The sequence below is a fragment of the Chryseobacterium sp. AG844 genome, assembly GCF_003182335.1.
Taxonomy (GTDB): Bacteria; Bacteroidota; Bacteroidia; order Flavobacteriales; family Weeksellaceae; genus Chryseobacterium; species Chryseobacterium cupriresistens.
Genome location: NZ_QGTV01000006.1, coordinates 17978 through 43050, shown reverse-complemented (window position 1 = coordinate 43050; position 25073 = coordinate 17978). Strand labels below are relative to the sequence as shown.

The window sequence follows — 25073 nt, the reverse complement described above, 5'->3', positions numbered from 1 at the left end:
TTGTATCTTAAAAAACTAACTAAAATGGGTTTCGTAATATACATAATTTTAACTAAAATTATATTAAATTTATGATAATTCTAATTTTTTTTTAAATTGCAAGTCTGGCTTCAGGCCAAAATATGACTGAAAAACGAAACTATAAAAAAATAAGATTGTGAAGAATTTTACAACAGTATTAAAAATCGCGCCCGCTTTTTTACTGGCCAGTACAGTAATACATGCGCAGAAAAAAGATTCTCTTCCTCAGGAGAAGAAGATTGACGAGGTTGTATTAATCGGATATGGGGCTAAAAAGAAATCGGACCTGACAGGATCTATTACTGCTGTCTCTGAGAAAGATTTTAATAAAGGAGCTATTGTATCTGCAGATCAGCTAATCAACGGTAAAGCTCCCGGTGTAAGAATTACTAACGATGGAGGTTCTCCGGATTCAAAACCAAACATCAGGATCAGAGGTGGAGCTTCCTTGAATGCCCAGAATAATCCATTGATTGTAATTGACGGAGTTCCTCTTGATTCCAGTAATCCTGCTGGTGTTGGAAACCCTTTGAATCTGGTAAACCCGAATGATATTGAATCTTTCTCGATTTTGAAAGATGCTTCAGCTACCGCAATTTATGGTTCCCGTGCCTCAAACGGTGTCATCATTATTACTACTAAAAAAGGAGGTGGAAAGCTGAAAATTAATTTAAGTACCAATGTATCGGTAGGTGAAGTAACAAAGTATATGGATGTAATGAAGTCTTCAGACTTCGTCAACTACATCAATACCTACTATCCTCAGTACAACTACAGATTGGGAGTAGGTGGAAGTCCGGACAATCCTACAACTCCGGGACAAATATATGATACCGACTGGCAAAGAGCGATCTATAGAACATCTGTTTCCAGTGATAATAACTTAAGTATTTCAGGAAACTTATTCAAAAAACTTCCAATCAGATTATCATTGGGATATAACAGAACAGAGGGAGTTGTAAAGACCAGTGATTATGAAAGGTTTTCAGGGTCTTTAAAAATAACACCTACTTTCTTTGATAACCATTTAAAAGTTGATATTAATGCAAAAGGGATTATTTCCGACTTAAATGCTATTGACGCAGGTGCAGCCATTGGTGGTGCTATTAATATTAATCCTACTTTACCGATTTATTCCAATAATCTTCCATATGGAGTTGATTTCGGAGGGTATTATCAGAATATTGATAATAATAAGAACCCTTACAAAAAAATTGGACAGGATAATCCCGTAGCAGCTTTATTACAGCGTTCTGCGCCTCAAAGGGTTAATAAATTTCTAGGAAATGTTGAGTTTGACTATAAAATGCATTTTTTGCCTGATCTTAGGGCTGTATTGAATTTAGGACTGGAATCATCAAAATCGGATCTTAAAACAATATTTGGTAATAACGCAATACAAACTTACAGATTGCCTACAGATGGATCGGCACCTTACGTTTTTAATCCTGGTATTGATTATCGCGAAATACAAAATATTTCCAATAAAACGATGGATGCTTATTTGGTATATAACAAAAAGCTTTCAGGATTTATCTCTAATTTCCTGATCCAAGGTGGATATTCATATCAGAATTTTAGAAATGAAGGAGATAAAGACCGTTATAAATATGATGACGGGGATCCAAGCACAGGTTTAAGAGTTCCGATTGTATTACCATTCCTGAATCCGGAAGATAAATATTTAAATGAATTAAATCTGCAATCATTTATTGCCAGATCTAATATTGATCTTTTAAATAAATACCTATTTACTGTTACATTCAGAGCAGATGCATCTTCACTGTTCAAAAAAGATTCCCGATGGGGGTACTTTCCGGCAGTAGGTTTTGCATGGAAAGTGAATGAAGAGAACTTCCTGAAGGATGTTTCTTCAGTTAGAGAGCTTAAGCTTAGATTGGGATGGGGGAAAACAGGACAACAGGATATTACCGGTATTGTAGGATTCTATCCATCAAGACCGTTGTTCCAGATTGGAAGCACAAACTCCCAATACTTTCCTGCAATAGGAACTTATAGTGCACTTCCTTTTAATGAAAATCTTACATGGGAAACAACCACAACAATCAACGGAGGTTTAGATTTCACAATCCTGAAAAATGGGATGCTAACCGGTAGCTTTGATGTATACGACAGAAAAACTACAAATCTTCTGGCGAGAAGATCTATACCACCAGGACAGGGGTTAACCAACAGCTTTGTTGATAATGTAGGAGAAATGAATAACCGAGGATTTGAAGCCAACTTAACGTTTACTCCTATAAAAAGAGAAGACCTGAGCTGGAGTATTTCTGGAAATATATCTTATAATAAAGGAAAGGTAACGAAACTGGAATCGGTTCTTCTTGCGCAGGATGGAGGTCTTCCTGTAGGTACAGGAACACAGCTGGCATATCATGTGGAGGGGTATCAACCTTATTCCGCTTGGGTATTCCAGCAGGTATATGACAGTGCAGGAAATCCTTTACCAGATGTATATGTTGATAGAAATGGTGATGGTAAAATCAATAACGATGACAGATATTATACGGCTTTAAGACCGAACTGGACTTACGGATTCAGTACTACCCTGAATTACAAGAACTGGGACTTGAGTGCTAATTTCAGAGGACAGATAGGAGGTAAGGTATTTAACTCAAGAAAACTTGCACAAGGCTTTAAATCATACGCGGTTCCGCAAAACGATGTTGCTTTGAATAATGTTCTGAATTATACAGCAAATTCACCGTTTATGAATTTGACAGACAATACCTATTTTTCTGATTTCTTTTTGGAAGATGCCTCATTCTTAAGATTAGACAATGCTACAATTGGATATCTTGTTAAAAATATGTTTGGTAGCACGAATGTTAGAATATACGGTTCTGTAAGTAATGCGTTTGTTATCACAAAATATAAAGGACAAGATCCTGAAAATTTTAATGCTATTGATAACAATTTTTATCCAAGACCAAGAATATATACACTTGGTTTCAATTTTAATTTCTAAAATTTAAAATTAGAGAAATGAAAAACATTAAATTTAAAATAAAATTCATTGCAATAGCCTCTATGTTGGCTTTTGTTACTACATCTTGTCTGAATGATCTGGATACGGAACCAAAATATGATTTGACCCTGGAAAATCTATTACAGCAAGACCCCAAAGCAGTTGAAGGATTACTTTCAAGATTATATGCAAGTTTCGCACTTTCCAGTGTGGAAGGTCCGGATAAATCTGATATAGAAGGAGCTAATGCGGGAGAATCACCTTTTATCAGAGGTATTGTAAATTTGAATGACTTTACTGCTGATGCAATGAAAAACAGATGGGGAGATAATGGCTTGGATCAACTTACCACTACCACAAACTGGACAAGTAATAATAAGTTTTTTAAATACGTATACGATAGAATTTATTATACCATTCCACAATCTACTAACCTTATCCTGATCATGAAAAAAGGCAATATAAATTATGCCAATAAAGACCAGGTTATTAATGAACTTAGATTCCTGAGAGCACTTTCTTATTATTATCTGATAGATTTATTTGGAAAAGGACCTTTGGTTACAGATGATAACTTTAACTCAAGTACACCATTACCGGAAGCTTCAAGAAAGGACTTGTTCAATTATGTAGAAAGTGAATTATTGGCTATTGAAGCCCAGCTTCCTCTTTCTAATTCTTACGGAAGAGCCAATAAATCAGTAGTGAGAATGTTGTTGGCAAAGCTATATTTGAATGCTGAAGTTTATACGGGAACAGCAAAATATAATGATGCAGGCACTTATATTACTAAAGTCATTAATGAAGGCGGATATCAATTGGAATCTAATTTTAGAAAAAATTTCTCGGCAGATAATAATACCTCAAAAGAGATAATTTTCCCATTAATTGCAGATGCGGTTTCCAGCCAAAGTTATGGAAATACAACCTACCTTGTTAACGGAAGCTTGAGTACAGAAACAATGGTTTTAGCAAATTTTGGAGCAACTGACGGATGGGCCGGACACAGAGCTACAAAAGCATGGTATGGCTTATTTGGTAATAATGCTACTGATCTTAAGAATAGTAATGATGTTAGAGCGAGATTATTCTGGACTCAGGGACATCAGTGGGAAATGGATGATTACAAAACCTGGAATAACGGTTTCCCTTCAGATAAATTCTGGAATAAAAATTCTGATGGAACAGGTGGAGCCACAGCTTTCTCATCAACAGATTTCCCTTTATTCAGATTAAGTGATGCCTACCTTATTTATGCAGAATGTGCCCTTAGAGGAGCCGCTTCAGCTAATACAGCCCAGGCTTTAACATATGTAAATCAGGTGAGAGCCAGAGCAGGAGCATCTGCATTAGGCTCAATTACATTACAGTCTGTTCTGGATGAAAGAGCACGTGAGCTGAATTTGGAAGGTGTAAGAAGACAGGATCTTATCAGATATGGAATGTTTACCGGATCTTCTTATTTATGGCCTTGGAAAGGAGGTGTTAAAAATGGTACATCTATTTCAGATAACTACAAAGTGTTTCCAATACCGACAACGGCCCTTCAGGCAAACCCTAATTTAACCCAAAATCCAGGTTATTAATTTTAAAAACTAAAAAATGAAAAAGATATTCAATGTTTTATTAGTGGCTCTGGTAGGTTTATACCTTATCTCATGCTCTAAAGAGGATGATAAAATAGAGTTGAATAATACTTCACAGGCTAAAATAACTTCAGATAAAACTTCTGTAGTACTTGATGAAACTAAAGCGGGACAAAATGCACTGACTGTTACCTGGGAAAATCCAACTTTTACTCCAAGTGTAGGATTCAACAATTCTCTACAGTTTGCAGTTGCTGGAACAAGTTTCGCAACAAATGTACTTCAGGATCTGCCTTCAGATCAGAAAACTTTCTCACTTACTCATTTACAGCTTAATAACATCCTTGCGCAGCTGAATGTTGCGCCTGATACCGCTAAGCCTATTGAAGTGAGAATGAGAACCTCATTAAACAGTACTACTTTCTTTTATTCAAACGTAGTTACTGTGAATATGACCGGATATAAGCCAAATCCGGATCTTATCTATCCAAAAATAAATGTTCCGGGAGGATATGCCGGAGCAGCAGGATATGCAGATTGGGATCCAACGAACTCACCAAATTTGTTTTCGCCTGAGAAGAATGATAAATACAGAGGCTTTATTTATGTTACGAATCCTAACAGTGAGTATAAGTTTACAATCAATCAAAGTTATACAGGAGATAAAGGAGATGATGGTACTTTTACAGGGAAGTTAGTGGAAACAGGAGAAGTTAATATAAAAGCTGTCACAGCAGGAACTTATTATTTAAAAGTAGACTGGGCTGCCAATACCTACTCTTCAGTTTTAGCAAACTTCGGAGTTATTGGTGATGCAACGCCTACGGGATGGGGATCAGATACTGACTTTGTATACAATCCTGCAACCAAAACCTATGTTATCAATTCAATTGCTTTATCCAATACGGGAGTATTTAAATTCAGAGCCAATGATGATTGGGCAATAAAGTTCCAGCCAAAAGATGCAGAGCAGACTTTAGTTTCAGGGACAGGTGTTCAGTCCTATTTAAGCTCAGAGGGAACTGTTACAGGAGATCCTGGATATAAAGTTTCACAGGCAGGTAATTATAAAATTGAACTGGATCTACACAATTCAGCATATTACAAGTTAACCATTACTAAATTGTAAATTAAACTAAACAAACTCAAATAAAGCAAAGTGCTGCTTTACCGCAGCACTTTATTTTTAAGTTAATAAATAGTCATTATGAAGAAAATTACAGTTGGAGCACTTTTGCTCTCAATGATGTTTACAGGTGTGAAAGCCCAATCTTTAAAATCTCCGGACGGAAAGTTTGAAATGAACTTTCAGTTAAAAGAAGGAGTACCTTACTATAACCTAAAGTATAATGGTGCGGTAGTGGTGGAAGATTCTAAATTGGGATTGCGATTATTTAAAGACACAGCCATAAAATTCGCTTCTGAGATTGCCAAACCAGAAGATGCAAAATACGATCTGAACAACGGTTTTGCAAAGACAGATGAAAAAAGAGACTCTAAAAATGAAACCTGGCAGCCGGTTTTAGGAGAAAAGAAAAATTATATCAATCATTACAACGAACTGGCAGTTACCCTGAACCAGGCTTCTACAGACAGAAGTATTGTGGTAAAGTTCAGATTATTCAATGATGGATTGGGTTTCAGATATGAGTTCCCACAGCAGAAAAACCTTAATTACTTTGTGATCAGAGAAGAAGACTCTGAAATCGATTTCCCTACCGACATGAAGGCATGGTGGATGGTTGCCGATTACGACTCTCAGGAGTATCAGTATCAGGAAACTAAAGTATCGGAGATTCCTTCAAAATGGGATAAAGCATATGATGCTAACGCTTCCCAGTCATTAGTGAAAAATGCAGTTCAGTCTCCTTTAATGCTTAAAAAAGAAGGAAAAGAACCATTGTATATCAATGTTGCAGAAGCAGCCGTATTGGATTATCCGGCTTCACATCTTGAGGTAGATGCACAGAATTATAAATTCAAAACGCATTTGACTGCCGACAGACAGGGAGCGAAAGGATATATTCAGACACCGTCAGTAACGCCTTGGAGAACGATTATCGTTGCGCCGAAAGCAGAGCAGGTAATGGATTCCAAAATGATCTTCAATCTTAATGAGCCTACAAAATATACCGACACTTCTTACATTCACCCTACAAAATACATGGGAGTCTGGTGGGAAATGATCATCGGAAAATCACAATGGGCTTATTCTACTGCTGAAAATGTGCATTTAGGTAAAACGGACTTTGCAAAATTGACTCCAAACGGAAAGCATGCAGCCAACAATACAAAGGTTAAGGAATATATTGACTTTGCGGCAGAAAACGGATTCCAGGGATTACTGATCGAAGGATGGAACATCGGTTGGGAAGACTGGTTCGGACACTCAAAAGAGTTTGTTTTCGATTTCATTACTCCTTACCCGGATTTTGACATTAAAATGTTGAATGAATATGCGCATTCAAAAGGAATCAAGCTGATCATGCACCATGAAACTTCGGGTTCTGCCACGAACTATGAAAGATGGGCGGATAAAGCTTTCCAAACCATGAATAAGTATGGATATGATGCCGTAAAAACAGGATATGTAGGAGATATTATTCCTAGAGGAGAACATCATTACTCTCAATGGACCATTAACCATTATTATAGAATTGCTGAAAAAGCAAATGACTATAAAATCATGGTTAACTCTCACGAATCCGTACGTCCTACCGGAGAAAGCCGTACCTATCCGAACTATATCTCTGCAGAAGCAGCCCGTGGAACGGAATATGAAGCTTTCGGAGGAAATAAGCCGGATCATCAGACGGTTCTTCCGTTTACAAGATGGATGGGAGGTTCTATGGACTATACACCGGGAATTTTCCAGACGAAACTTGACTATTATTTCCCTGGAGATAACCGTTTCGTAAAAACTACGCTGGTAAAACAGTTGGCGCTTTATGTAACGATGTATATGCCGCTTCAGATGGCTGCAGACCTACCTGAAAACTACAAAAAGCATATGGATGCGTTCCAGTTTATCAAGGATGTGGCAGCAGATTGGGATGATACAAAAATATTATCTGCAGAACCTGGTGATTATGTGGTGACAGCAAGAAAAGCAAAAGGAACTGAAAACTGGTTTGTAGGAGGTATTACCGATGAAAACAAACGTGAGTATACAGTAGATTTCTCATTCCTGGATAAAGGAAAGAAATATGAGGCAACCATCTATGAAGATGGAAAAGATGCCGATTATATCGATAATCCTCAAAGCTATAACATCTACAAGAAAGAGATTACAGGAAAATCGAAAATTAATTTTAAAATGGCAAGAAGCGGCGGTTTCGCAATTTCTATTAAACCAGTAAAATAATTGTAAGATACACTAAGGTGCCCCGGTTCATTGATTTTTTAATGTTCCGGGGTATTTTTTTCGCAGTCTGACTGATTTTCCTATTTTGTCCAAATCCAATTATTCATGATGAAGTCTATATGAAGATACGTAATCTTATCGTTGTTGTAAAAAGAGATAAAAAATAGACTTTCTCTTATATTTTTCGATGTATATATAAAAATTTAATGCTAAATTGAACACTAATATGAAGACAATATATGCAGCATTCACGCTTTCGATAGCTTCTTTTGCTTTTTCCCAGAAAAATCTGGAAAGAGTAGAGCCGGCTTTCTGGTGGAAGGGAATGAAAAATCCTGAACTTCAGATTCTTGTGTATGGAAAAGAAGTGGCTAAGAACGAGATTACGCTTTCAGATGGTATACAGATCAAAGACATCCGGAAAGTAGATAATCCCAATTATGTTTTTATTACAGTCAATACCAGCGAAATAAACGTTCCGAAGTTTGCTATCAATATTAAAAAAGGTAAAAAGAATCTTGGTTCATACACTTATGAATTAAAGCAAAGAAATCCCGGATCTGCGAGCCGCGAGTCTTTTACTTCAAAAGACTTTATGTATCTGATCATGCCGGACCGATTTGCCAACGGGGATGAAAAAAATGATTCAAAACCGGAGCTTACTGAAATAGCGAACCGCAGCCTTCCCAACGGCAGGCATGGGGGAGATCTTCGTGGAATTATCAACAACCTTGATTATATTCAGAATCTGGGAGCAACAGCCGTCTGGCTTACTCCTGTGAATGAGGATAACGAAAAAGTGTATTCCTACCACGGCTATGCCCAGACTGATCTCTACAAAATAGATGGCCGCTACGGTACCAATGAAGACTATAAAACATTATCCCAGGAGTTGAATAAACGAAATATGAAACTGGTGATGGATTATGTAACCAACCACTGGGGCGGATCACACTGGATGATCAAAGACCTTCCTTCAAAAGACTGGATTCATTGGTTTGATGAAGGAGAGAAAGGGTTTAAACGTTCCAACTATAAAACGACAACACAGTTTGATACCAATGCTTCAGATATTGATAAAAAATATGCACTGGACGGATGGTTTGATACGACCATGCCTGATATCAACCAAAAAAATCCATTGGTTCTGAAATATCTGACCCAAAATGCAATCTGGTGGATAGAATATGCAGAATTGGGAGGATTTCGTGTAGATACTTATCCCTACAATGATAAAGATGCCATGGCAAAATGGGCCAAAGCGATCACCGATGAATATCCGAAATTCAATATCGTAGGAGAAACCTGGCTTTATACGGCAGCACAAATTGCAGCATGGCAGAAAAATTCGAAAATAGGAGAAATAGAAGGGTACAATTCAAATTTACCTTCTGTGATGGATTTTATGCTCTATGAAAACATGCCTAAAGCCCTTAAAGAAAAAGAAAGCTGGGATAAAGGAATGATCCGTATTTACGACTCTTTTACCAGCGATTTCCTTTATCCGGATATCAATAATACGCTTGTTTTCTTTGAAAATCATGATACCGAAAGATGGAACGAAATCTTTAATGCAAATCCAGATGCCTATAAAATGGCACTCACTCTGATCTCGACAGTAAGAGGAATTCCTCAGATTTATTACGGATCAGAAATAGGAATGAGAGGTGATAAAAAGACCGGTGGTGATGCGGACATCCGCAGGGATTTTCCCGGAGGCTGGAAGACTGATTCTCAGAATGCTTTCAATCCATCTACTCAGACTCCGGAGCAGAAAGAGTTTTTCCGGTTTACTCAGAAGTTATTGAACTGGAGAAAAGGCAAAGACGTGATACATCATGGAAAAACTAAAAATTTCGTACCTCAGGATGGCGTTTTTGTTTATTTCAGATACAATGAAAAAGAAAGTGTAATGGTCATCATCAACAATAATGAAAAAGATCAGACGTTAGATCTGAAACGGTTTGCAGAATCACTGAATGGATTTACAAAAGGAAAAGAAATCATTTCAGACAAAGAAATTTCATTGCAAAATACAATGAATATTCCTGCAAAAACTCCACTGATTATTGAACTGGAAAAATAATTAATACATATGAAAAAACTAACGACTGCTTATACACTCATCCTTTTTTTACTGGGATTTTCTTTACTTACAGCACAGTCGAAAATCGGATTTGAAAAAGAAAAATCGGAAATCACTATCATGCTTGATACCTTCAATGCAATGGCGGCAAAAGCAGATTACAATGCGTATTTTAACCTCTTTGCGGATGAATCTACCTTCATCGGAACAGATGCTACCGAAATCTGGGATAAAAAAGCATTTATGGTCTGGGCAAAACCTTATTTTGATAAAAAGAAAACCTGGAATTTTAAAGCTCTTAAAAGAAATATTTACTTCAGCAAAGACGGAAAACTGGCATGGTTTGATGAATTACTGGATACCCAGATGAAGATCTGCAGAGGCTCAGGAGTGGTAGAGAAAATCAACGGAAACTGGAAGGTTAAGCAATATGTTCTTTCTGTGACAGTGCCGAATGAGGTGGTAGATAAAGTGGTTATTGAGAAGACACCTATCGAAGATGCATTAATTCAAAAACTGAAGTTGTAATGGCAATAATGATGGGGAAATATGATACTGGGAAGGTAGGAAAAAGGAAAAAACCAGACCTATCCATGCTCCAGATTATCAATATGAGCATGGGATTCCTGGGAATTCAAATGGCATTCGGACTACAAAATGGAAATGCAAGCCGTATTTTGGGGAATTTAGGAGCAGATGTTCACGAATTATCCTGGTTCTGGCTGGTAGCTCCCATTACAGGTCTGATTGTCCAGCCTATCATCGGTCACATGGGAGACAATACCTGGAGTCCGTTGGGAAGAAGAAAACCTTATTTCCTGATCGGAGCTGTCTTGTGTGCAATAGGATTGGTTTTACTTCCGAATGCAGCTTCTGTTACTCAGATGTTTGCGGCCAATGCGCTTTTGTTAGCCGTAATATTTCTGGCCATGATGGATGCTTCGGTGAATATTGCGATGGAGCCTTTCAGAGCTTTGGTAGGAGATATGCTCCCGAAACATCAGGGTACGATAGGATTTTCTGTACAAACAATTCTTATTGGAATCGGAGCGGTATTAGGCTCTTATCTTCCAGATTGGTTAACGAAAATGGGGATTTCCAATGAAGCACAGGCAGGATTTGTAGCAGATAATGTGATTTATTCTTTTTATATCGGTGCGGGATTGCTTATCATATCAATTCTATACACCATCATGACAACCAGAGAATATTCCCCACAGGAATTTGCTGATTTTGAAGATGGAAAAGACGCAGACCAACATAACTCTAAGTTTTCAGATATTTTTAAAGACTTTGCAGCAATACCTTTGCAGATGAAAAAACTGGGAATTGTTCAGTTTTTCTCATGGTTTGCCTTATTTACCATGTGGGTATTTACCACCAGTGCGCTGGCAACCCATCATTTTGGACTTTCCCCGGAAGATACCCATTCCAAGGCATTTAATGATGCAGGTGACCTTACCGGAAAGCTCTTCGGAATGTACAATCTCTGGGCGATTCCGTTTGCATTTCTGTTAACACCTATCGCTAAACTGATTGGTAAAAAACAGACTCATGCTTTAGCTTTATTGTGTGGAGGTTTGGGACTGGTTTCCATGTATTTCATTAAGGATGTCAACAATTTATGGATCTCCATGATTGGATTAGGTTTTGCCTGGGCAAGTATTTTAGCAATGCCTTATGCAATGCTTATTGAGGTGATTCCACAACGGAAAATGGGCGTTTATATGGGAATATTTAATTTCTTTATCGTGATTCCGCAGATCATCAATGGTTTGTTCGGAGGTCCAATCGTAAGCGGGATTTTCGGAAAACAGGCGATGGATTATGTTGTGGTAGGAGGCGTTTGCATGCTGATTGGAGCTGTAGTAACCATGATTTTTGTGAAATCAGAAGATGAAACGCCTAAGGAAATTGAAGAGGAAATCAAGCAGGTACACTTTTAAAAATAAATAGTTTTACTGACTTATCCTTTTAGTAGTACCTTCGACAGGCTCAGCCTGACACCGGTTAAAAATTCCGGTAGGTATTCGGAGTGTTACCCTGAGCCTGTCGAAGGGTTATCAATATGAAAAACTTTGTAATCATTAATATCGAGTATTAAATTAAAGGAATAAGTTAATAGGTTTAAATTCAAAATATCAATAGGAGCGGGCTTTAGCCCGCTTTTCTTTTAAACATTCATCAATTGGCATAGGAGCCAAAACTTAAAATCTACCTTTCGCGTATGCTTATTATTTTTTTTGATCTTAAGATTGCAATAATCTCCCACAGATTCTCACAGATATCACAGATGCACAGATATCACAGATGCTTGCACTTGTTTACTCATTGGAAGAAAAAATATCCAGTATAAAATTTTATCGCAGATAAAATCCTTGCGCCGTAAAAACATATCAAATGTGAAAAAAGTTGCGTCTTTGCGTAATCCAACCTAGCCTATATTTTCACTTTTTCACCATTTTTACTTCTACAATTTCCTTTCTTAACCTACATCAACTTTTTAAACGTTCACATCCCGTACATTTGTACCATAAATAATCACAGAAAATGAAAACAGTATATCATAAAGCAGATTCAAGAGGCCATGCTAATCACGGATGGTTAAATTCTTACCATACATTCAGTTTTGCGAACTATCAAAACAGAGATAGAACAAACTTCGGCGTTTTAAGAGTATTGAACGATGATACCGTTTCTCAGGGAATGGGCTTCGGAACACACCCGCACAGAGATATGGAAATTATATCCATTCCTTTGGAAGGAGATCTGGAACATAAAGACTCCATGGGAACCACAGCGGTGATCAGAAAAGGAGAAATTCAGGTGATGAGTGCCGGAACCGGTGTTATGCACAGCGAATACAATAAAAATAAAGATGAAGAAGTAAAATTCCTTCAGATCTGGGTGTTCCCAAAAGAACAGAATGTTGAACCGAGATACGATCAGAAAAGTATCAAAGAAGGGGAAAAAATCAATGGATTCCAGCAGATCTTATCTCCCAATAAAAATGATGACGGAGTTTGGATTCATCAGGATGCCTGGTTCAACTTGGCCAACTTTAAAAAAGGAAATGGCAAAAATTATATGCTTAACAAAAAAGGAAACGGAGTCTATGCATTTGTGTTAAAAGGAAGTGCAAAAATCGGAGACCGTGTTCTGAATGAAAGAGACGGATTGGGAATCTGGGATACGCAGAGCTTTAATATCGAAGCCGTAGAAGACACTGAAGTATTATTAATGGAAGTCCCAATGGAACTGCCTTCTTATCTTAAATAAAAAACTAAATTTGTAATCTTAAAAAATAAACCTCACCTATGAAAATTTTAGCAATAGCAGGAAGTAATTCAGAAGTTTCAATGAACAAGCAGTTGGTAGCCTATGCATCAACTTTATTTGAAAATGCAGACGTAGAAGTGATCGATTTGAATCCTTTCGAAATGCCAATCTATAAACACGAAAGAGAATTAGCGGGCGGTGTTCCACAGGAAGCTCATGATTTCGCAGCAAAAATTGACGGTGCTGATGTATTACTGGTTTCTTTGGGAGAGCACAACGGAACGTATTCTACAGCATTCAAAAATGTGTTCGACTGGGTATCCAGAATCAAAGACAGAACTGTCTGGAACGAAGTACCAATGCTATTGATGTCTACATCTCCGGGCGGTAGAGGTGGAGCAGGTGTTTTGGAAGCAGCATCAAAGCGTTTCCCTTTCCACGGAGGAAATGTGGTGGAAACATTTTCACTTCCTTTCTTTAATGATAACTTTGATAAAGCCGCTCAGAAAATTTCTAATGAAGAGAAAGACAGTGAGTTAAAAGAAAAAATTAAGAAGATTGCAGCCATTGAAACAATCCTTGAAAAATAGAATTTGAATATTCATTTAAAATTACTATTTTTGCAAAAAGAAAAGAGATGAAAATTCAGACCTCCTATAAACAATGTTTTTCTCATAAAGGGAAAGTTGTGGGCTCTGAAATTCTGAGATAAAATAACGGCCGATAATCTGAAAAGATTGTCGGCTTTTTTGTTTTCTAAAATCGAGTATAAAAGTAAATATATAATGTACCAATTGATCAATGTATCAATCTAACAATTCAATTTATTGTTACACTAATTAGATTATTACATTGTTAGATTATTATAAATTATTAGACATGAGCAACACTTACAAATCAGCAGGAGTAGACAAAGAAGAAGGATACAAAACGGTTGACAAGATCAAAAAAGCGGTCGGTGAAACCCACAATTCCAATGTACTGAACCACTTGGGAAGTTTTGGTGCTTTCTATGAAATCGGAGGATACAAAAATCCGGTTCTTGTATCAGGAACAGATGGAGTAGGAACAAAGCTGAAAGTAGCTTTAGATACTAAAAAATACGATTCTATCGGGGTAGATTGCTTCGCAATGTGTGCCAACGATATTCTTTGTCACGGAGCAAAACCTTTATTCTTCTTAGATTATCTGGCTTGCGGAAAGCTTGATTCGGAAATTGCTGCAGAAATCGTTTTAGGAATGGTTGCTGCTTGTAAGGATAACAACTGTGCACTGATTGGCGGTGAAACTGCTGAAATGCCAGGGATGTACCAGCCTGGAGATTATGATGTTGCAGGATTCTGTGTAGGAATCGTAGAAAAAGATCAGATCATTGACGGTTCTAAGATCAAAGCAGGGAACAAAATTATTGCGTTACCAAGCTCAGGATTCCACTCAAACGGATTCTCTTTAGTAAGAAAAGTATTCCCGAACTTTGAAGAAGAGTTTGAAGGAAAACCATTATATGAAACACTTTTAGTTCCTACAAGACTATACTACAAAGATATTCACAAAGTACTGGAAGAAGTAAGAGTAGAAGGAATTGCCCACATCACAGGAGGTGGTCTTTACGAAAACGTTCCTAGAATTATTCCTGAAGGACTTTGTGCTTCTATCGACGAATCAAAAATCAGAATTCCTAGTGTTATGCTTGAGCTTGAAAAAAGAGGTGGAGTGACACGTAAAGAAATGCACGGAACATTCAATATGGGCGTAGGAATGGTAATCGTTGTAGATGCTGAACATGCTGAAAAAGTATTACACCTTTTAGATGACGCTTACGAAATCGGTGAAATCACTGAAGGAGCAGAGAAAATTAATTTATCAATATAATAATATAACAATATAACAATGTACCGGTGTACCAATTAAATCATTGTTACATTGATAGACTGATACATTGTTACATTATTAATATGAAGAACATCGTTGTACTCGTGTCCGGTTCAGGAACCAATCTGCAGAGAATCATTGATACTATTGACTCAGGAGAAATCCAGAATGCAAAAGTAACTCTGGTGGTAGCAGACAGAGAATGTTTCGGACTGGAAAGAGCAAAGAATCACAATATAGAAAACATTCTTATTCCAAGAGGAAAGAACTTCAGCAGTGAGTTGGCTAAAGTAATCCCTGAAAATACAGATCTTATTGTATTGGCCGGGTTTTTATCCATCTTAAAATCTGAATTCTGTGAAAACTGGAATGGTAAAATAATCAATATTCACCCGGCTTTGCTTCCGAAATTCGGAGGAAAAGGAATGTGGGGAATGAACGTTCACAATGCAGTTATTGAAGCCAAAGAAGTAGAGAGTGGGGCAACTGTACATTTTGTGACACCAGGGATTGATGAAGGAGAAGCTATTCTTCAGAAGTCTTTTGAAGTAACCGCTGAGGATACTCCTGAAACGCTGGCTCAGAAAGTTCACCAGATTGAATATGAAATATTCCCGATCGCGATCAATAAGGTCCTGGGAAATGAATAAATATAACAATGCACCAGTGTACCAATTTACCAATGTTGAAGGTATTGTTACATTGCTGGACTGATACATTGTTACATTAATAAAAAGAAATCTAAGTAAAATAAAATTAAGTTCGGAGGTGAAAGACCCGGACACAGTTTGAAATAGCTGTAAAAAGTAAAAAATTGAAAGTAAAATGAGTAAAAAGAGAGTTTTAATCAGTGTTTCTGACAAAAGTGGATTAATAGAATTCGCACAGTTTTTGGAAGCTCAGAATTATGAGTTGATCTCTACAGGAGGAACGTTCAAACATTTGAAAGACGCTGGTTTAAATCCTATTCAGATTGATGAGGTTACCAATTTCCCTGAAATGTTGGATGGAAGAGTGAAAACTCTGCACCCTAAAGTTCACGGTGGATTGCTGGCTGTTCGTAACAATGAAGAGCACATGAAAACCGTTCAGGAACACGGAATTGGTCTGATTGACATGGTGATCGTAAATCTTTATCCTTTCTTTGAAAATGTAAACAAAGACATTTCTTTACATGAAAAAGTAGAGTTTATCGATATAGGAGGTCCTTCAATGCTTCGTTCTGCAGCGAAAAACTTTGATTCTGTAACGGTAATCACTGATGTAGAAGACTATGCAGCAGTGAAAATTGAAATGGAGCAAAACGGTGATACATACATCGAAACCCGTAAAAAGCTTGCAGGAAAAGTATTCAACCTTACCTCTGCGTATGATGCGGCTATTTCCAGAATGCTTTTAGATGAAGAATATCCTACTTACCTGAATGCTTCTTATAAAAAAGTAGCAGATCTAAGATATGGAGAAAACCCTCACCAGACAGCAGCTTACTACGTTTCTACTTTCGAAAACGGAGCAATGAAAGATTTCGAACAGCTTGGAGGTAAAGAACTTTCTTTCAACAATCTTCGTGATATGGACCTTTGCTGGAAAGTTGTCACTGAGTTCAAAGAAGAAATGGCTTGTTGTGCGGTAAAACACTCAACCCCTTGTGGCGTTGCGATCGGAACTTCAGCTTTGGAAACCTATCAGAAAACTTTCGAATGTGATCCGGTTTCCATCTTTGGCGGAATTGTTGCAATGAACTATACAATTGATGCAGCTACAGCTGAAGAATTAAATAAAACTTTCCTTGAAATTGTAATGGCTCCTGAATTTGATGAAGAAGCCCTTGAAATTTTAAGAAAAAAGAAAAACCTGAGAATCATCAGAATCGTAAACCCTGTTTCAGACAAACAGACCTGGGTGAAAGTAGACGGAGGTATCCTTGTTCAGGATAATGATACCCATTTCTCTGACGATATTAAAGTAGTTACTGAAGTACAGCCTACAGAAGAGCAGAAAAAAGCATTGCTTTTCTCTCAGAGAGTAGTAAAATATGTGAAGTCTAATGCGATTGTAGTTTCCAACGGAATTCAGGCATTCGGTATCGGAGGCGGTCAGGTAAACAGAATCTGGGCAACACAGCAGGCGATCGAAAGAGCAAAAGAAAAATTCTCAGGAGATTTAGTACTGGCTTCAGATGCATTTTTCCCTTTCCGTGATGTGGTAGATTTCTGCGCTCAGGAAGGTATCAAGGCGATTATTCAGCCTGGTGGAAGTGTAAAAGATCAGGATAGTATAGAGGCTGCCAATGAGCACAAAATCCCGATGATGTTTACAGGTGTCAGACACTTTTTCCACTAATTAAAATAGAATTAAAAAATAATTAGGGATTGTATTTTTAGCATTCAAAATTATATATTTGTAAAATAAGACTAGATAATAAATAAAGTATGAGAATATTAATCATAGGTGAAGGCGGTAGAGAATCTGCTTTAGCGGCAAAGCTTCAGAATGACCCAAGAATTTCTAAAATGTTTTTTGCCAACGGGAATGCTACTACCGATGTAATAGGGAAAAATGTTCATTTATCAGAAATCAAAGAACTTAGAGATTTCGCGATTAAAGAAAAAATTGATCTTACGATCGTAGGTCCTGAAGCTCCTCTTGTAGCGGGTATCAAGGACGAATTTAAAAAGCATGATCTTAAAGTTTTCGGGCCTACTCAGAAAGTAGCGAGCCTGGAAGGAAGTAAAGCTTTCTCTAAGAAATTTATGCAGACCTATGATATCAAAACAGCGAAGGCTGTCGTATTTGATTCATACAATGATGCTAAAGAATATGTGCAGACACAGCAGTATCCTTTGGTAATCAAAGCTAGTGGTTTAGCAGGCGGAAAAGGGGTGGTTATCTGTGACAACCTTGAAGAAGCTGAAGCTACAATCCACGATTTCATGATCAGAAGAATCTATGGTGATGCTGGTATTCGTTTAGTTATCGAAGAATATTTACAAGGTTTTGAAGCTTCAATCATTGCATTCTCTAACGGGGAAAAATTGTTCCCTTGTGTAGCGGCAAAAGATTATAAAAAAGCGGGAAACGGAGATACAGGACCTAATACGGGAGGTATGGGTTCAGTAGCGCCAAGCCCGGAATTTACTCAGGAGCATTATGCAGATTTTGAGAAAAATATTCTGGAACCTACTGTTAAAGGTCTTAAAGCTGAAGGTTTCGGATTTAAAGGAATCATCTTCTTCGGATTGATGGTGACGAAAAACGGAGCTTACCTTCTTGAATACAACATGAGATTCGGAGATCCTGAAACTCAGGTGTTGATGGCATTAATGGAAAACAATCTTTTAGATGTTATCCAGGACTGTATGGAAGGGAAAGACATTGAGCTTAAGTTTAAAGACGAAAAAGCAGTTTGCCTTGTTATGTGTTCAGGAGGGTATCCGAGAAATATCGAAATAGGTTTCGAAATTACAGGAGAAGACAAACTGAAACATAGTAAACTTTTATATGCAGGAGCAGCCACGAAAGGTGATAAAGTAGTTTCCAATGGCGGTAGAGTACTGAACATTGTAGCTACAGGAGCTACCTACGAAGATGCCCGCAAAAAAGTTTACGAAGATGCAGCGCACGTACATTTCGATTACGGCTTCTACAGAGAAGACATCGGAAAGTTTTAATAAAAATCGCGAAAAAAGATTTGGAGTCATTCCAAGTCTTTTTTTGTAAAACAGTTAATAATTAGAAATTAGAAGCTAGAGGTTAGAAATTTAATTGCTGAAAGTGAAATTGGGAAATTATTTCCAGGCCAGAAGCCATTAGCCAGTGGCCATTAGCTCTATCATTTATCAATCATCATTTATCAATTATCAAAAATGAACAACGGTATTATTATTTTAGATTTCGGATCCCAGTACAACCAGCTTATCGGAAGAAGAATCCGTGAGATGGGCGTGTACTCTGAAATCTTGCCTTACAATACACCATTACAAGATATTTTAGCAAAACAGCCAAAAGGAATCATCCTTTCCGGTGGACCAAGTTCTGTAAATGCAGAAAATGCCCACCTTGTTGAAAAAGAATTATACGAGCACGGAGTTCCTGTCTTAGGAATCTGCTACGGAATGCAGATGACTGCTCACCTTTTAGGAGGTAAAGTAAACAAAGGAGAAAAAGGAGAATACGGTAAAGCCAACTTAGAGATCGTTAAAGAAAGCTCTTTATTAAAAGGAGTTACTCAGAACTCTGTTGTTTGGATGAGCCACTTTGACGAAGTAGGAGAATTGCCTGCAGGTTTTGAATTAAATGCGAAATCAGGCGTAATTGCTTCTATCTCCAATGAAGACAAAAAAATCTTCTGCGTTCAGTTCCACCCGGAAGTTTCTCATACAGAAGAAGGTGGAAAGATGCTTGAAAATTTTGTTTTCGGAATCTGTAACTCAGAGAAAAACTGGAAACTGACTAACTATATCGAAAAAACAGTTGAGGAAATCCGTGAGAAAGTAGGAGACAACAAAGTAATCCTTGGACTTTCAGGAGGTGTAGACTCTTCTGTAGCCGCTGTTTTGATCCACAAAGCCATCGGTGATCAGTTAACTTGTATCTTCGTAGATACGGGATTATTGAGAAAGGATGAAGGGAAAAAAGTAATGGATCAGTACGGAGAGCATTTCCATATGAATATTAAAATGGTGGATGCTAAAGAAAGATTCCTTTCAAAACTAGCCGGAGTAGACGATCCTGAAGCAAAGAGAAAAATCATCGGAAACGAATTCATCCACGTATTTGACGAAGAAGCTCATAAAATTGAGGGCGCTAAGTTCTTAGCTCAGGGAACCATTTATCCTGACGTTATCGAAAGCCAGTCTGTCAACGGACCATCTGCAGTAATCAAGTCTCACCACAATGTTGGAGGACTTCCTGAAGATATGGAATTCGAGTTATTGGAGCCTTTAAGAGAGCTTTTCAAGGACGAAGTAAGAAAAGTAGGAGAAGAATTGGGTATTCCTCATCACCTGGTATACAGACACCCTTTCCCTGGTCCTGGATTAGGAATCAGAGTATTGGGAGCGGTAGATGCTGAGAAAGTAAGAATCCTTCAGGAAGCTGATGATATCTTCATCGAAGAATTATACAAAAATGACCTTTACGAAAAAGTATCTCAGGCATTTGTAGTCCTTCTTCCTGTAAAATCTGTAGGAGTAATGGGTGACGAAAGAACTTACGAATACACCGCTGTAGTTCGTTCTGCTAATACGATCGACTTCATGACGGCAACTTGGAGCAGACTTCCTTACGAGTTCTTAGATACTGTGTCCAGCAGAATTATCAACGAAGTAAGAGGAATCAACAGAGTAGCTTACGATATTTCAAGCAAACCGCCTGCAACTATTGAGTGGGAGTAATTTTGCTAATTAATAAAACATAAATCCCGTCATTTTCAGACGGGATTTATGTTTTTAAAGCCCTAAAAGTTGTTTTCTTCGAGTGGTAAAAGTATTAGTCCGTTAGTATTATTCATTTCTGAAAATTCCTTAAAAAGAATCTGGTTAGATAAAGTACCATGAAATGTTTTGATAATGAAAGGTTGCACGGATGGTACCTTAAAAAAGATGGTCAAATGATTGCTTTACAATAACTAGGTAAAATCAATTATTTTATCTTTTATCAGAAAACAGCTTATAATTCAGTTTGAAGTTATTGCCTAGTTAAATGTATAATCTGATTATCAGGTAATGTAGTTTTGAAATTAGTACAATCTTGTTTAACTATATCATTATCAGGATGAAAATTGATTCCTATTTGATTAGGTGTTTCAGGTTTTATCCACATGTAAGTATATCCATAATCAATACAGTTGATTTTGTTACCTGAGAAACGCATTAAATAAACTTTCAAATCCTTTTGAAAATTATTTCCAAAAAAATCTGTTTCATTATCTTGCTTATTGAAACTGTCATATTCTACTATTCCATTAGAATTAGTAATCTTCAGTCTTCCAATTAATCTGTCCCTTTTCAAGTTATCACTAAAACCAAAGTTCTCTTTTTTAATAAAATTGAACTCATAATTTTTACCATTAAGTGAGCCTTTCCATGTTCCTACATATTTATTCAACAAATTATTAACATCCTTTATGTAAGTTGCAGCTGGGCAGTTTGCTGGTTCACACTGAGCCATCGTTTCAAGTGAAACAGTTTGTCCCATACAACTTGTAAAGACGATAAAGCATATTATACTTAATATATTTTTCATAATTTTTTATTTTAATTGTTTAACCTGGGCATCCAGATGTCATTTTAGTTTTTTCAGCTGTTAATTTTATTTCATAATTTGTGCCATTGGAATCCATCTTGTATAGATTAGTTGCTTTTACATTCATTTTTTCACTCAGAAAATTTAGAAATCCAGTTTCTAAGTCACCTGAATATTTAGCCATAAAGTCAGGAAAATCATTAGTGAATTTTTTAATTTGGTCAGAAGTGAAATTTTTAAGCTGATACTGGTTTCCTGTAAAGCGAATCTGATAATTGCCAGAACTTGTTATCATTACTGCATAAACATCTGTTAAAGGTCTTCCTGCTTCCTGAGCATTTCTAAGCATGTCCATAAAATAGGCTATATCCGCTGGAGAAAACATTTTTATTCCTGTTCTTGTTTCTTCAACTCCATCTGCATTTGTATATGTATAATCATTAACATGAGTATGGAGATAAGCCATTATGTTTTTATTTTCAGGCAAATCAGGTCTTGGAAGAGATAAGGTATTAGATGTTGAACTTTGTCCTGCTCCATCTTGATATGTGTAACTTCCATCTGTCCTTTGTATATAGCCTGTTTCTCCTTTTAAACCTGTCTTGCTTTCTAAATTTAGAACATTACTTTTGAAAGTGGCGTTTTTAGTCAAATTCTTTACTTTTGCGCAATTATCAGTAAAATCCTTAATTTCCTGTGTATATGGATAACCTCCACCTCCAGTACCTCCGCCACTACTTCCAGTACCTCCGCCACCATTACCGCCAGTACCACCGCATGGTGAGTCAATATCTATAGCCTGACATGGCAAATAAGGACCAGATGAAGTGCAGTGCATTGATGTAAAATGGTCTACCTGTAATACTGCTCCTGTTTGGGTGTCAGTCCAAGTTACCGTTTTCTCTATCGTTATACAGCCTTTAGCTTGAGCATTATCTGTATTTTGGTTGAGTGTTCCAGAAAGGCTATTTCTGTCTTTAAAAATCAGAATGTCAAAAAATCTTCGAGAATTTTCATCGGTATCTCTTTTGAAATAAACCCTGTCGTCTTCTTTTATCACCGAAAGGATGAAATTTACTTTACCATTTTTAATGACAGGTGCTTCTAAAAATTTTTCATCACCTGCGGTCAATGTATAGTTCCATGCTACTTGTCCTTCTGTGTTTGTAAAATAATTTTGGTCAGCGTATTTTTCAAATACTTTCTTTACATTCTGAATATATTTTTCATCTTCTTTCCAGAGACTTCTGGAAGTATATTCTTTAGATATGTATTCATTAGAGCTGGGATTAGAAGCTGAGTATACATCGTCATGAATACAGGAGTGTATTGAAGTCATCAGCCCTAGTATTAGAAATGGTTTTAAAATATTTTTTATCATATTTTTTCTGTGTTTGTAAATTAAAAGTTCCTAAATATGTTTCATTTGTTACGTTTAGCTTGTTTTAATGAACAGATAATTACCAAGCTAGAAATTATCTGTATTCTTGTTTAAGAGTTTCATCATTTTTTGTTTTTCACAAATTTAAAAATTAAATTAATCGAGTGAACTTTTTTCACATAAAAAAGATTTATTGTTTCAAACTCTTTGAGCAGGTTCCATATAGAAAGTTAGAATTGAAATATATATTATAATTTTTCATAATCAATTTCTATATTAATCTCACATATGATGGATAGGCTTTCTATAAAGTATTGAAAGTAGTATGTTTCTAGCTGTTATTTAAATTAATTGCTCATTATTATGACTACGATAGTATCCACTGTTAAATTTTGTATAGATAGTTTGAGAAGTACTTTGTATAAGGATTTAAGTAAAATATTTTGCCTACATTTAAGTAAAATTACATCAGATGCAAATAGAAACAAGAAACCTGACCCTTCAGGATTATGATGAACTGGCGGAAACGATGAAAAGGGCCTACCCGCAAATGTCGGAGTCTATATGGTCTAAAAAAAGTATTGATAAGCTTACCAAAATGTTTCCTAACGGACAGATTTGTATTACAGTAGACGGTAAACTGGCTGCTGTAGCGCTTTCCATTATTGTCAATTATGAAGAATTCGGAGATGATCATACCTATAGTGATATTACTGGAAATTATACGTTCAATACCCATACTTCTACAGGAAATGTCCTGTATGGAATTGAAGTTTTTGTAGACCCTGAGTTTCGTGAATTACGTTTGGGAAGAAGGCTTTACGATGCACGAAAAGAACTTTGTGAGTTATTAAACCTGAAATCGATTATTCTTGGAGGCAGAATTCCCAATTATCACAAATACAGCCACGAACTTTCTGCAAGAAATTATATCCGAAAAGTAAGAGATAAGGAGATCTATGATCCGGTATTGTCTTTCCAGCTTTCCAATAATTTTCTTCCGATAAAAATCCTGAAAAAATATCTTCCGGAAGATGAAGCTTCCAGAGAAAATGCAGTTCTTTTGCAGTGGAACAACATTTATTACAGCAGAAAGCCGAATACCATGCAGGACAGCATTATCCGTCTCGGATTGGTGCAATGGCAGATGAGGCATTTTAAAGATATTGAAGCTTTTTACGAGCAGGTAGAATTCTTTGTAAACGTAATGGGAGATTACAAATCTGATTTTGTCCTTTTCCCGGAGCTGTTCAACACGCCTTTGCTGGCACCCTTCAATAATCTTTCCGAAAGGGACAGTATGATAGAACTGGCTAAGTTGACAGAGGAAATCAAAGAAAAAATTTCAGAGCTGGCCATCAGTTACAACGTCAATATTATTTCGGGAAGTATGCCTGTTTTTGAAAATAATGAACTGTACAACGTAAGCTATCTTCTTCACCGTGACGGCCGTATGGATGAATATAGAAAAATTCATATTACTCCGAATGAAAAGAGATATTATGGAATGAAAGGCGGAAATGAAATCAAAGTTTTTGATACCGACTGCGGAAAAATAGGTCTTGTCATCTGCTATGACGTGGAATTTCCGGAGTTACCAAGAATTCTGGCCGATCAGGGAATGAAAATTCTGTTTGTTCCTTATCTTACAGACACTCAGAATGCGTACATGAGAGTACGCCACTGTGCCGCAGCAAGAGCCATTGAAAATGAATGTTACGTTGCTATTGCCGGTTGCGTAGGAAACCTTCCGAAGGTCAATAATATGGATATTCAGTTCGGACAGGCTGCCGTATTTACCCCTTCCGATTTTGCCTTCCCATCCAATGCCGTGAAAGGAGAAGCAACTCCCAATACAGAAATGACCCTGATTGTGGATGTAGATCTGAACCTCCTGAAAGATCTCCATCACAACGGTTCTGTTCAGGTGATGAAAGACCGCAGAAAAGATCTTTATGAGACTTATCTTAAATAACAAAACAGAATGCGAAAGCATTCTGTTTTTATTTTACCTAAAATTTTTTTGAGCAGCTTACATATACTGAGGGCATACTACAGCAGGGCAGATCAGTCCAGGACATTTTGGTCTTCCGTCTGTAGGGCAGCATTGGTTTGAGCAGTTTCCGATAATGATTCCGCTTCCTGCAATTCCTTTTAATTGCTCTCTTGAAAGTTTGTTGTTGCGTAAATTTTTCATGTTCTAATACTTTTGATTTGTTTTAATTTGTACGTTGTAAATATATTAATTT

General features: G+C 36.9%; 18 protein-coding genes. 15 read left to right on the top strand and 3 right to left on the bottom strand.

What is annotated here, in order from left to right; translation table 11 throughout:
• Positions 1-157: 157 nt before the first annotated feature.
• The 14 genes from DEU40_RS08000 to guaA all read left to right on the top strand — a co-directional run bounded on the left by DEU40_RS08000 (position 158) and on the right by guaA (position 20593).
• A complete protein-coding gene (locus DEU40_RS08000) occupies positions 158-3010 on the top strand; it encodes a SusC/RagA family TonB-linked outer membrane protein (protein WP_181397946.1) in 2853 nt (950 codons plus the stop codon).
• Between the two features lie 17 nt (positions 3011-3027).
• On the top strand, positions 3028-4596 hold the full coding sequence (locus DEU40_RS07995; RefSeq protein ID WP_110009359.1) for a RagB/SusD family nutrient uptake outer membrane protein: 1569 nt from the start codon (positions 3028-3030) through the stop codon (positions 4594-4596).
• Positions 4597-4612: 16 nt separating this feature from the next.
• Positions 4613-5725 (top strand): SusE domain-containing protein, encoded by a 1113-nt coding sequence (locus tag DEU40_RS07990; RefSeq protein WP_110009358.1) that lies wholly within the window; start codon positions 4613-4615, stop codon positions 5723-5725.
• A 78-nt stretch (positions 5726-5803) separates the two neighbouring features.
• Positions 5804-7960: a glycoside hydrolase family 97 protein gene (locus DEU40_RS07985; RefSeq protein ID WP_110009357.1), complete on the top strand. Its 2157-nt coding sequence runs from the start codon at positions 5804-5806 to the stop codon at positions 7958-7960.
• 226 nt (positions 7961-8186) lie between these two features.
• Positions 8187-10046 (top strand): glycoside hydrolase family 13 protein, encoded by a 1860-nt coding sequence (locus DEU40_RS07980; protein WP_110009356.1) that lies wholly within the window; start codon positions 8187-8189, stop codon positions 10044-10046.
• A 9-nt stretch (positions 10047-10055) separates the two neighbouring features.
• Positions 10056-10574: a nuclear transport factor 2 family protein gene (locus DEU40_RS07975; protein WP_110009355.1), complete on the top strand. Its 519-nt coding sequence runs from the start codon at positions 10056-10058 to the stop codon at positions 10572-10574.
• Entirely contained in the window at positions 10574-11992 is a 1419-nt protein-coding gene (locus DEU40_RS07970; RefSeq protein WP_110009354.1) for an MFS transporter, read from the top strand. The genes DEU40_RS07975 and DEU40_RS07970 overlap by 1 nt, the downstream gene beginning before the upstream one ends.
• Before the next feature lie 604 nt (positions 11993-12596).
• Complete coding sequence (locus tag DEU40_RS07965; protein ID WP_034696330.1) at positions 12597-13325, top strand: pirin family protein; 729 nt, start codon at positions 12597-12599, stop codon at positions 13323-13325.
• Positions 13326-13363: 38 nt separating this feature from the next.
• Positions 13364-13915: an NADPH-dependent FMN reductase gene (locus tag DEU40_RS07960; RefSeq protein ID WP_110009353.1), complete on the top strand. Its 552-nt coding sequence runs from the start codon at positions 13364-13366 to the stop codon at positions 13913-13915.
• A gap of 289 nt (positions 13916-14204) precedes the next feature.
• Positions 14205-15197, top strand: coding sequence for a phosphoribosylformylglycinamidine cyclo-ligase (purM, locus tag DEU40_RS07955; RefSeq protein ID WP_110009352.1), 993 nt, complete (start codon positions 14205-14207; stop codon positions 15195-15197).
• A gap of 83 nt (positions 15198-15280) precedes the next feature.
• Positions 15281-15847: a phosphoribosylglycinamide formyltransferase gene (gene purN, locus DEU40_RS07950; protein WP_110009351.1), complete on the top strand. Its 567-nt coding sequence runs from the start codon at positions 15281-15283 to the stop codon at positions 15845-15847.
• 175 nt (positions 15848-16022) lie between these two features.
• The gene (gene purH, locus DEU40_RS07945; protein ID WP_110009350.1) at positions 16023-17540 is read left to right on the top strand and encodes a bifunctional phosphoribosylaminoimidazolecarboxamide formyltransferase/IMP cyclohydrolase; all 1518 of its coding nucleotides are present in this window, start codon (positions 16023-16025) and stop codon (positions 17538-17540) included.
• Between the two features lie 89 nt (positions 17541-17629).
• Positions 17630-18868 (top strand): phosphoribosylamine--glycine ligase, encoded by a 1239-nt coding sequence (gene purD, locus DEU40_RS07940; protein ID WP_110009349.1) that lies wholly within the window; start codon positions 17630-17632, stop codon positions 18866-18868.
• A 177-nt stretch (positions 18869-19045) separates the two neighbouring features.
• Complete coding sequence (gene guaA / locus DEU40_RS07935) at positions 19046-20593, top strand: glutamine-hydrolyzing GMP synthase (RefSeq protein ID WP_410493751.1); 1548 nt, start codon at positions 19046-19048, stop codon at positions 20591-20593.
• A gap of 292 nt (positions 20594-20885) precedes the next feature.
• Here guaA and DEU40_RS07930 read toward each other — a convergent pair whose 3' ends face one another.
• Both DEU40_RS07930 and DEU40_RS07925 read right to left on the bottom strand, forming a co-directional pair.
• Entirely contained in the window at positions 20886-21443 is a 558-nt protein-coding gene (locus DEU40_RS07930; protein WP_146207838.1) for a DUF6705 family protein, read from the bottom strand.
• A 19-nt stretch (positions 21444-21462) separates the two neighbouring features.
• The gene (locus DEU40_RS07925; RefSeq protein ID WP_146207837.1) at positions 21463-22824 is read right to left on the bottom strand and encodes a hypothetical protein; all 1362 of its coding nucleotides are present in this window, start codon (positions 22822-22824) and stop codon (positions 21463-21465) included.
• A 472-nt stretch (positions 22825-23296) separates the two neighbouring features.
• Between DEU40_RS07925 and DEU40_RS07920 the strand changes: the two genes are divergently transcribed.
• Entirely contained in the window at positions 23297-24799 is a 1503-nt protein-coding gene (locus DEU40_RS07920) for a carbon-nitrogen hydrolase family protein (protein WP_110009345.1), read from the top strand.
• A gap of 57 nt (positions 24800-24856) precedes the next feature.
• Here DEU40_RS07920 and DEU40_RS22390 read toward each other — a convergent pair whose 3' ends face one another.
• Positions 24857-25021, bottom strand: a complete 165-nt coding sequence (locus tag DEU40_RS22390) for a hypothetical protein (protein ID WP_167497813.1) — start codon at positions 25019-25021, stop codon at positions 24857-24859.
• Positions 25022-25073 lie beyond the last annotated feature (52 nt).